We start from the raw sequence: 4,188 nt of genomic DNA, 5'->3' as shown, positions 1-4,188 counted from the left end.
AAGTCCAGCTGGCGGTCCGGCCGGTCGAGCTCCTCGTCGAACTGCCGGACGATGTCGTTCGCCGGCAGCGTCATCCGCCCCGCCACGCTGACCAGGGGCAACCGGACGCCCCTGAAGGTGGGGGAGGGCGCATAGCACTTGAAGACCAGCTCCGTGCAGACGAGCGCGCCGTCCGAGAAGAAGTCGAAGTTGAAGTCGTAAGGACGGCCCTGGTACGTGAAGGCGCGGATGATGGCCTGGGCCTTGTCCTTCTTGGACAGCCGCGGCCGCATGACGCCCATGTAGTCCACGCGCATGCCGTGCTCGGGGCCCGTGAAGGAGACACCCTCGCTGATGGCCTCGATGATGCGGATGGGATCGCCGTGCTCGTCCTTGCCGGTGTACAGGGCCCACTTCGCGGGGAACTGGCGGGAGAGGTACTCGGCGAGCGTCTTCGGCTGGCCGGGCAGGGTGGCCAGCCACGTCTTCACCTCCGCGTCTCCATCGAAGTAGGCCGAGACGAGCTCCGGCGTGCCCACGTACAGCTCGGCATGCGGCCAGAAGCCCGGCAGGCCGATGTTGGAGAGGTACCAGTTCTGCCGGGCCACGATGATGTCGCCCGGCTCCATCTTCTCCAGGACTTTGAAGACCTGCTCGCGGGAGATGAGCGGCTGGCCCTTGCGCCGCACGCGGGTGTCGCCCAGCCACTCCGCCACGTTCTTCTGCACGGGGAAGATGGCGCGCGAGGTGGAGTCCACGACGATGTCCTTGGCCGCCGTGGTGAAGAAGGCGGGGCCGCGCTTGAGGAGCTTGCCCTTGGCCACCTTGGAGTTCTCCTTCATCTCCTTGAGGACCCAGGAGGTCAGCTTGAAGTCGAGCGCGCCGGACTTCGACAGGATGAGCCGGAGCTGCTCCCGGTAGGTGTCTCCGGTGTAGAGCTGGGTGGCCGTGGAGACGTGGATGACCTTCTCCTTGAAGCGGGCGAAGGCGCGCTCGGGCAGGCCGTAGTCGGGCGAGGGCTCATCCAGGAGCACCTCGAGCTGCTTGCGCCCGTTGGTGAGCTCCGCGTAGGTGAGCCCATGGGCGAGGATGGTGGTCAGCGCCCCGTGCGTGAGGAGGAAGCCCCAGGCGTGCTTCTTCGGCTTCGTGAGGGAGGGCACCTTCACGAAGTCCCAGTAGCGCTGGCGGATGAGCTCCGTGGAGGCGAAGTAGTCGAAGAAGGCCGCCCAGGTGGTGAGCAGGGTGTGCTTCTGCTCCGGCGAGTAGGGGATCTCCTGCTTGTGGTTGTAGAGCGACAGGTTCTTCTTGATCTGGTCCTGCAGGCCCCGCAGGCCGTTGGCGTAGCGCTGGAGCGCCTCCAGATCGGACTGGGCCTGGGCCACGAAGGCCTCGTCGTCCCAGTCATAGATGTTGCCCGAGCTTTCCGAGGCCTCCGCGGGTGCAGGGGCGGGGGGCGAAGCTTGGGGGGGAGGGGAGCCAGCGAGCGTGAGCTGGGTCAGGAGCAGAGCGGTTGCGAGCATCGGATCTCCAAGAGGAGCGGAAGCGGGGCCAATCTACCTCAGGAAGGGACCAGGGATGGTTGGCTGCCTGGCCGGTGAGCGGTGCGGGCTGTGTCGCCTCGGGTGGTCGGGAGTCCGAATCGTCCCCAGCTTCCAGGAAAGCGCCCGGACTGGAAAACCGGGCAGAAAGGCAGAGCAGCAATGGCTTACGGACAGGCGGAGGACCCGTCGCGGTCGATCCCCACGCACCTGGACGCGGTGGAGTACCCGGTGTGGCGTGAGCAGCTCGTGAAGGCGGCCGCGGACAATGATGCGCCCCCGGACATCATCAATGTCCTCAAGTTCCTGCCGCGCACGCGCTACGAATCCAAGGAAGAGGTGATGCGAGATCTCTCCGAGGCGGCGCGGCGGTTCGCCAGCGGGGGGCACTCGGATGACGACGGGGTGGACAGGGATCGGCGGAACATCGGCCGGGACCTGGTGGAGAACGCCCCGGAGGGGCATACCCGTCACCCTTGAGCGAAGACAGTGAAAGGGGCTCGCGAGCGCTGGCGCTTTCTGCCAGCGTTCGCGGCCGTATGCGCCTCCGCCGAAGACTGACCTGGCTCTGCTGTGCCGTGGTGCTGGCTGGCTGTACGAAGCCCGCCTCCTCCCTGGTGCCCGAGGCCGGGGCTCCGCTGCCGGTGCGGCTCGACTTCCGGCCCCCGGTGGATCGGGCCATGACCGAGCGGGTGCAGATGACCCGGACGGTGGAGCGGGGCGGCGCTCGGCAGTCCGAGGAGGCGGAGATGACCACCGTGACGCACTTCACTCCGGCTGAGAGCGGCTGGCAGCTCGCCCAGACGGTGGCGCGTGCGCGGATGACGCGCGGCGGGACGCCGGTGGAGACGGTGGTGGACGAGGTGCTCACGCGCTTTCCACTGCGGGTGCGGCTGGCGGCGGATGGGGCCTTCGTGAAGGTGCTCAACGCGGACGAGGGGTTGAAGGCCCTGCGTCAGGGGGTGCCAGCAGGGCAGCAGACAGGGGCGCTGGAGGCCTTCTTCTCACCGGAGGCCCTGGAGGTGCGGACCCGTCGAGAGTGGGAGGCGAAGTACGGCGGGCTGCTCCAGCGCAACCTCATGGTGGGGCAGCACACCTGGGCGGTGGAGGGGTTCTCCACGGCGGAGGGCGAGGTGCGCTACCTGCTGCAGCGCACGGTGACGGGGACGGAGCTGACGGACCAGGGGGACGCGCTGGTGCTGAGCTTGAAGTGCCTGGACGGGGTGCCTGAGGACGCGCCCTCGGAGCTGCGCGAGGTGGTGGAAGAGGCGGGGGGCCCGGAGCTGACTCCCGGCGTGACGTGCGAGGGCGAGCAGGTGGTGGCGCGGGGCTACTTCGTGCCGATGCGACGCACTCTGAGCGTGCGCGTGAAGGTGGGAGACGCTACATGGACGCTCGCGACACAGACGAAGCTGGAGCTGCTGGAGGAGGCGCGACGATGAACTTCCAGGAAAACCTGATCGAGAACGATGCGGGCGTCGAGCGGCTGGTGAAGAGCGCGAAGCGGGTGGCGGTGCTGGGGATCAAGACGGAGCAGCACTCGGGGCAGGCGGCCTTCTACGTGCCGGAGTACCTCTCGCGGGCAGGGGTGGAGGTGGTGCCGGTGCCCGTGTACTACCCGGAGGTGACGCAGATCCTGGGCAAGCCGGTGTACCGGCGGCTGGTGGATGTTCCGGGGGAGATTGACCTGGTGGACGTGTTCCGGCGGCCTCAGGACATCGACCAGCACGTGGAGGACATCCTCGCGAAGAAGCCGAAGGCGGTGTGGTTCCAGTCGGGCATCCGCAACGACGCGGCGGCTGAGAAGCTGGCGAAGGCGGGCATCCAGGTGGTGCAGGACCGGTGCCTGATGGTGGAGCACCGCCGCTACGCGATCCTGGGGTGAGGCGCGGGCCTCACCCGTGAGAGGCCCCTCCTCCAGGCTCGGAACCCGTGGCGTAGTCGTAGGCCAGTCAGCACCCGTTGAGAGGCTCTGAACCCTCGCTTTTCAGCCTCGCGCTGATCCTACGACATCATCCCACCGGAATTCGTGCCACAAGGGCTAGTGAGCGAGCCTGAAAAAGTTACTGCACTTCTGCCCTAATCACGCCTGGGTCCTGCGGCAAGTGGCTGTAATTCCTGAGACTTAGCCCCACTCGGGCGTTGGCTTCCGCCTTGCTTATAGGGTCTGCGCAAGCGGTTCAGCGCAGTCTCCCCTGTCCTCTTTTCGCCCCCGAGGGACACCATGCAGACCTCCTCTCTGTCTTCCCCCGACTCTCTCTCCACCTACCTCTCCGAGATCAGCAAGTACCCGCTGCTCACCGTGCAGCAGGAGCAGGCCCTGGCGCGGCGCTTCCGCGATGGCGACTACCAGGCCGGTCACCAGCTCGTGACGGCCAACCTGCGCTTCGCCGTGAAGGTCTCCTACGAGTACCGCTCCTACGGCATCCGCGTGAGCGACCTCATCCAGGAGGCCAACATCGGCCTGATGAAGGCCGTGCAGAAGTTCGACCCGGACAAGGGCATCCGCCTTATCTCCTACGCCGTGTGGTGGATCCGCGCGTACATCCAGAACTACATCCTGAAGAGCTGGTCCCTCGTGAAGCTCGGGACGACCCAGGCCCAGCGCAAGCTCTTCTTCTCGCTGGCCCGCACGCGCCGCGAGCTGGAGAAGCTGGGCGCCGGAGACGCC

The 4,188-nt window shown here is 67.0% G+C and carries 5 protein-coding genes; 4 read left to right on the top strand and 1 reads right to left on the bottom strand.

From position 1 onward, the window contains the following. Positions 1-1,499 (bottom strand): YiiX/YebB-like N1pC/P60 family cysteine hydrolase (locus VD972_RS04185; RefSeq protein WP_324981096.1); only part of this gene is annotated, 1,499 nt, incomplete at its 3' end. 180 nt (positions 1,500-1,679) lie between these two features. On the opposite strand from VD972_RS04185, the gene VD972_RS04180 reads away from it, so the two are divergent. The 4 genes from VD972_RS04180 to VD972_RS04165 all read left to right on the top strand — a co-directional run. Continuing rightward, a complete protein-coding gene (locus VD972_RS04180; RefSeq protein WP_324981093.1) occupies positions 1,680-1,997 on the top strand; it encodes a DUF2795 domain-containing protein in 318 nt (105 codons plus the stop codon). 59 nt (positions 1,998-2,056) lie between these two features. Beyond that, positions 2,057-2,959, top strand: a complete 903-nt coding sequence (locus VD972_RS04175) for a hypothetical protein (RefSeq protein ID WP_324981090.1) — start codon at positions 2,057-2,059, stop codon at positions 2,957-2,959. Continuing rightward, positions 2,956-3,402, top strand: coding sequence for a CoA-binding protein (locus tag VD972_RS04170; protein ID WP_324981087.1), 447 nt, complete (start codon positions 2,956-2,958; stop codon positions 3,400-3,402). The genes VD972_RS04175 and VD972_RS04170 overlap by 4 nt, the downstream gene beginning before the upstream one ends. A 339-nt stretch (positions 3,403-3,741) precedes the next feature. Next, positions 3,742-4,188 (top strand): sigma-70 family RNA polymerase sigma factor (locus VD972_RS04165; protein ID WP_324981084.1); only part of this gene is annotated, 447 nt, incomplete at its 3' end.

It is taken from the genome of Hyalangium sp. (genome assembly GCF_035629615.1).
Lineage (GTDB): Bacteria > Myxococcota > Myxococcia > Myxococcales > Myxococcaceae > Hyalangium.
The sequence above is the reverse complement of the archived record's forward strand: the minus strand, read 5'-3'. Positions and strand labels throughout refer to the sequence as shown.